The following is a 4,938-nucleotide window of genomic DNA, read 5'->3' on the forward strand; positions in this document are numbered from 1 at the left end:
GGTATGTAAAAAGAGAGGGGAGCCACTGGCTCCCCTCTCTGTTTGGGTTTGATTCCTTAAGCCGGATCAGGGCTGGCGGCCGGCGAACACCACCACCACCTTGTCATCTCCCTTCTCCCGCACGAAGGCATAGGGGCTGTCGGCCAGTTTCTTGTGACTGCCCGCCGCGACGGCCGGGTGGGCGGCGCGGAACTGGCCGAGCTGCCGCCAGTGCTTGACCAGCTCGGCCTTCTCGCCGCTGGCCAGCTCCTGCCAGTTCATGTCCGAGCGCAAGCCTTGATCGAACACGCCACCATCCTTGGCGAGCCCGCGGCCGGACTCATCGCCGTAGTAGATCTGGATGCCGCCCGGCAGCAGCATGAAGCTGCTGGCGACCCGGCGCTGCAGTGGCACGTCCTGATAGTCGCCGAAGAACAGCTTGGTGTCGTGGGAGCTGATGTAGCTCAGCACGTTGAACTCGGGATCCTGATTGATGCGGCTGGCATAACTGGCATAGGTGGGCTCGGCGCTGGCCAGGCACTGGGCCTGGGGCAGGGCGAACTCGCGCTGATAGTCGAAGTTGATCAGCGAATCGAAGCCGTTTTGATACCAGAAATCCTTGGCTACCCCGTGATCCCACACCTCACCCACCATGTAGAAGGGCAGATCGTCGAGCTTTTTGGTCGGGTTGGCGGCTTTCCACTCCTTGAGGGCGGCGGTGCCAGCCTGCTTGAGGCGGGCCCAGACGGCGGGCTCCAGGTGTTTGACGGTATCGGCCCGAAAACCGTCGATGCCAAAGCGGCGCACCCAGTCGGTGTGCCAGGCAATGAGATAGTCGCTCACGGTGGCGTTGGGCAGCGGCTTGGCCTTGGTATCTTTTTTCGCCGCCAGCAGCGGCGGCAGCCCCACCGGCTTGGTGGATTCGGTCAGGAAGTCCGGCAGCCCCGCCACCGAGCCGGTAACGTCGTCTGTGCCGGGCTGCGGGTAGCCGGGCAGGCCGGCCCGCACCCAGTCGGGGCCCCACCACTTGTTCCAGGCGGGTGATTGATAGTCGATAAACTGGTTGTAGCCATGCCAGTTGAGGCCGCCGCTCGGGCGCCACTGGTTCCAGCTGGCCGGCAGTTTGCCGGTGTTCTGGGTGAGGTCGGTAAGCCCCAGATCTTGCAGGTCGGCGAGGGTGGCGTAGCCGGCGTGGTTCATCACCACGTCGAGGATGATGCGCATGCCGCGCTTGTGGGCCTCGTCCACCAGGGTCTTCAGGCTCTCCTCGTCGCCGTAGTTGGGGTCGATCTTGGTGAAGTCGAGCGCCCAGTAGCCGTGGTAGGCGTAGAAGGGGAAGTTGCCCTGCTCGCCACCGCCGATGAAGCCGTGCACCTGCTCCACCATGGGGGTGATCCAGATGGCGTTGATGCCGAGCTGCTTGATGTAGTCGAGCTTGGCGGTCAGCCCCTTGAAGTCGCCGCCGTGCCAGGTGGCCACCTCATCCTGACCGTCCTTTTGGCGACCGAAGCTGTGGTCGTTGGCGGGATCGCCGTTGTTGAAGCGGTCGGTCAGCAGGAAATAGACGCTCGCCTGATCCCAGCTGAAGGGGGCCGCCGTGGTCGCCTTGACCGGCTCGAGCAGCAGCAGGCCGCCGCTCTCCTTGCTCGGCGTCAGGGTCAGCTTGCCGCCCTTGACCACCCCTTGCTGGCCGGAGTAAGCGTCCCGCAGCCGGGTGCCGTTGGGCCAGACTCCTTTCAGGGATACGGTCACCGGGCCGCCATCCCAGCTGATGCAGGGCTCCGCTGGCGGCTGGCGCTTGAACTCGCTCTTCTTGGTGGCTCGCAGTACCTTGAGGCTGGGGGTATCCGGGTTGAAGGTGAACTGATAATCCCCCGCCAGCATCACCCGCAGGTTGAAGTGCTGCCCCTTGCTGCACTTGTCCATGGGCTGGGCGGTGCCGAAGGGGAGCGGTTTGGCCTCGCTCGGGCCGAAGCTGGTGCCGCAGCTGTTGCCCGCGTCGCTGATGCGGATCTGGTGGCTTCCCTTGGTGAGCGGATGGGTCAGCTGCAGCGCCCCCTTGTCCAGCGCCAGCGGCGCGCCGACCGGCTGGTCATCCACGTAGAGGCGTACCTCGGCGGCCATGGCCTGATGGAGGAAGAGGGGGCTGGCCAGCAGGGCGAGCCAGAGGGAAGAAACCGAGGGAGTGCGACGCATAAGCCATTCCTTGCTGGGGTTAAGCGAACCGGATTGCCGTCAATGGGGCTCATTCTAGGAGGCATGAGGGCGGGCTTGGACAGGCAAACCGTCGATTTGTGACGTCAGTTCAAATGGTTACGTTTTCAAGAATGGAAAAGTGTGAGCGGGGTGTCGCGCCCATAAAAAAAGCCGGTCGATAGACCGGCTTGTTGCATAGCCACCTTCGTCACACGGTGAAGAACTTGAAGTTGACGAAGGCCACCGCGATGAAGGAGGCCACCATGCCACTCAGGCAGAGTACGGCCGGGCGGATGGCTGGCCAGCGATGGGTCAGCAGCACAATCGCCAGCATGGTCGGATAGAGGCCGAACATGTAGCGCGGCATGGCGTTGAGACCTGTCATCAGCGGAATGGTGCAGCAGATGAACATCAGGGTCGCCTCGGCCCAGCGCTTCTGGCTGAACAGATAGAGGTTCAGCGCCCAGCCGAACATCACCATGATGGAGAGGTAGGATTTGCGTCCACCTAGCTCGAAGCCGCTCAGCCACCAGTCCAGCGGGCTGTCCATGTAACGGCCCCAGGCCACCTGGATGTGCTTGAAGGCCAGCGCGTCACCGGTGAGGTGATAGAGATAGAACATGTAGGCGAACAGGCCGAGCGGGATCATCCAGAGGGTGAACACCACCTTGAAGGCGCGCTCGGTGAAGCGGAAGAACTCGCGCCAGCCGTAGGCCTGCAGCGCCAGGATCAGCACCGGGAACACCATCATCACCCCCAGGTTGCGGGTGGCGGAGATGAAGACGCCGAGCAGGGCCACCATCAGCCACTGCTGGCGATAGGCGAACAGGAACATCCCCAGCATCAGCGCCATGAACATCGACTCGGTATAGCCGGAGACGAAGTAGGCGGAGAAGGGGGAGAAGGCGAGCAGCCAGACGCCGAAGCGGGCGGTGTCGTCACCCAGCTTGAGCTGGCGCAGCACCAGCAGCATCAGCGGCAGGCTGGCGAAGAAGGCCAGGTTGGCCACCAGCATCAGGCCGATCAGGCTCTCGACGTTGAGCAGACTGGAGAGGGTGCCGGAGATCATCGGGTAGAGCGGCATGAAGGCCCAGTTGGCCGCATAGCCCTTGCTCAGCCAGCGCGGGTAGAGGTCGTAGCCGTTCTCGATGATGCGCTGGAACCAGACGCAGTCAAACTGGCAATAGGCCTGCAGCGGGCCTATGTCGGTGGCGCCGTAGAGCTGGACGCCGAAGTAACCCATGCCGTAGAGGGCGACCCGGCTCAGCACGAAGGCGGCGATGATCATCAGCCAGTCGCGGCCGCTGATACGAAGTGACGGGCGATAGGGAGCCGCCTGGTCGGGGGCTGTGGTGGTAGTCATGTCATTCATCAGGCAAATACCCAGATCCTGGAGAGGAGGTAGGTGAGCACGGTGACCGTCAGGGTGGCGATCACCACCGGCAACAGACCGGAAAGACCCGCAAACAGCAGACCGCTCAATATCAGGTTACGCACCGCCAGCGAGAAGAGGGCGACCAGCAGAAACTTGCTGGCGGCACCTTGCTTCTGGAAGGTGATGTAACGGTGACCGAAGAAGGAGAACCAGAACGCGATGGCAAAGGCCAGCGTCGTCACCAGGTGCTCCGAGATGGTGGGCCAGGTGTGAAACAGGGCGATGGAGGTGCCCAGATCGACGAGGGTGGCCCCCCCGCCGACAAACCCGAAACGTACCAGCCGCCAGAATTCCTCGCGGGAGATCATTGAGAAGCCTGCTCCTGCTGGTCATCAGCGGCCTTCGCGGCGGCTACCTTCTTGCCGGCGCTCTTCTTGCTGCCGGTGGCGGCGCCCTGCTTGGGCTCTTCATCCTGCTTGGGCTCTTCATCCTGCTTGGCATACTGGCCGTAGACCCCTTCGATGAGGTAGACGGGGCGCTGCTTCACTTCCACGAACATGCGGCCTATGTACTCGCCGATGATGCCGAGCGACAGCAGCTGGATGCCGCCGAGGAACAGCACCACCGACATCAGGGAGGCGTAACCCGGTACGTCGATGCCGAAGAAGACCACCTGGGTGACGATCTTGAGGATGTAGAGGAAGGCGACGAAGGAGACGCCGACACCGACGTAGCTCCATACCCGCAGCGGCCAGCTGGAGAAGCTCATCAGGCCGTCGAGGGCGAAGTTCCACAGCTTCCAGTAGTTGAACTTGGTCTCGCCGGCGTGGCGGGCGGGGCGCTCGTAGGGCACGCCGACGGCGCGGAAACCGGCCCAGGCGAACAGCCCCTTCATGAAGCGGTTGCGCTCCGGCAGCTGCTTGATCGCCTCGACCACCTTGCGGTCGATCAGGCGGAAGTCGCCGGCGTTCTCCGGCAGCTTGGTGCTGGTGGAGAGGGCGTTGAAGAAGCGGTAGAAGCCGCCGGCGGTGAGGCGCTTCATCGGGGTGTCGGCGCTGCGATCCACCCGGATGCCGTAGACGGTGTCGTAGTCGCCGGTCTGCCACAGTTTGACGAATTCGAGAATGAGCGAGGGGGGATCCTGCAGATCCACGTCCATCGGCACCACGGCATCGCCCTTGGCGTGATGCAGGCCGGCGGTCATGGCCGCTTCCTTGCCGAAGTTACGGGCCAGGTTGACTAGGGTGACACGCGGGTCGCGGGTGATGGCCTGCTCGACCACTTCACGGGTGCGGTCGCGGCTGCCGTCGTTGACGAATACTATTTCCAGCTGATCCTTGAGCGGCGCCAGTTCGTTATCTATCGCGTTGATGAAGGCATCTATGCTC

At 63.2% G+C, this 4,938-nt stretch carries 4 protein-coding genes; all 4 read right to left on the reverse strand.

Annotated elements, in window-relative coordinates; translation table 11 throughout:
- Positions 1–66: 66 nt before the first annotated feature.
- The gene (locus CAK78_RS09160; protein ID WP_094697074.1) at positions 67–2,175 is read right to left on the reverse strand and encodes an alpha-amylase; all 2,109 of its coding nucleotides are present in this window, start codon (positions 2,173–2,175) and stop codon (positions 67–69) included.
- Between the two features lie 208 nt (positions 2,176–2,383).
- Entirely contained in the window at positions 2,384–3,547 is a 1,164-nt protein-coding gene (locus CAK78_RS09165; protein ID WP_094697075.1) for a hypothetical protein, read from the reverse strand.
- Positions 3,547–3,918, reverse strand: a complete 372-nt coding sequence (locus tag CAK78_RS09170; protein WP_005303379.1) for a GtrA family protein — start codon at positions 3,916–3,918, stop codon at positions 3,547–3,549. Before CAK78_RS09170 ends, CAK78_RS09165 begins: the two co-directional genes overlap by 1 nt.
- Positions 3,915–4,938: glycosyltransferase family 2 protein (locus CAK78_RS09175; RefSeq protein WP_094697076.1), on the reverse strand; the 1,024-nt coding region annotated here is incomplete at its 5' end. The genes CAK78_RS09175 and CAK78_RS09170, both read right to left, overlap by 4 nt.

The sequence above is a fragment of the Aeromonas sp. A35_P genome (assembly GCF_002259925.1).
GTDB lineage: Bacteria > Pseudomonadota > Gammaproteobacteria > Enterobacterales > Aeromonadaceae > Aeromonas > Aeromonas dhakensis.

Coding starts and splice junctions, on each gene's coding strand:
- CAK78_RS09160 (WP_094697074.1), bottom strand. CDS start 2,175: ATGCGTCGCACTCCCTCGGTTTCTTCCCTCTGGCTCGCCCTGCTGGCC.
- CAK78_RS09165 (WP_094697075.1), bottom strand. CDS start 3,547: ATGAATGACATGACTACCACCACAGCCCCCGACCAGGCGGCTCCCTAT.
- CAK78_RS09170 (WP_005303379.1), bottom strand. CDS start 3,918: ATGATCTCCCGCGAGGAATTCTGGCGGCTGGTACGTTTCGGGTTTGTC.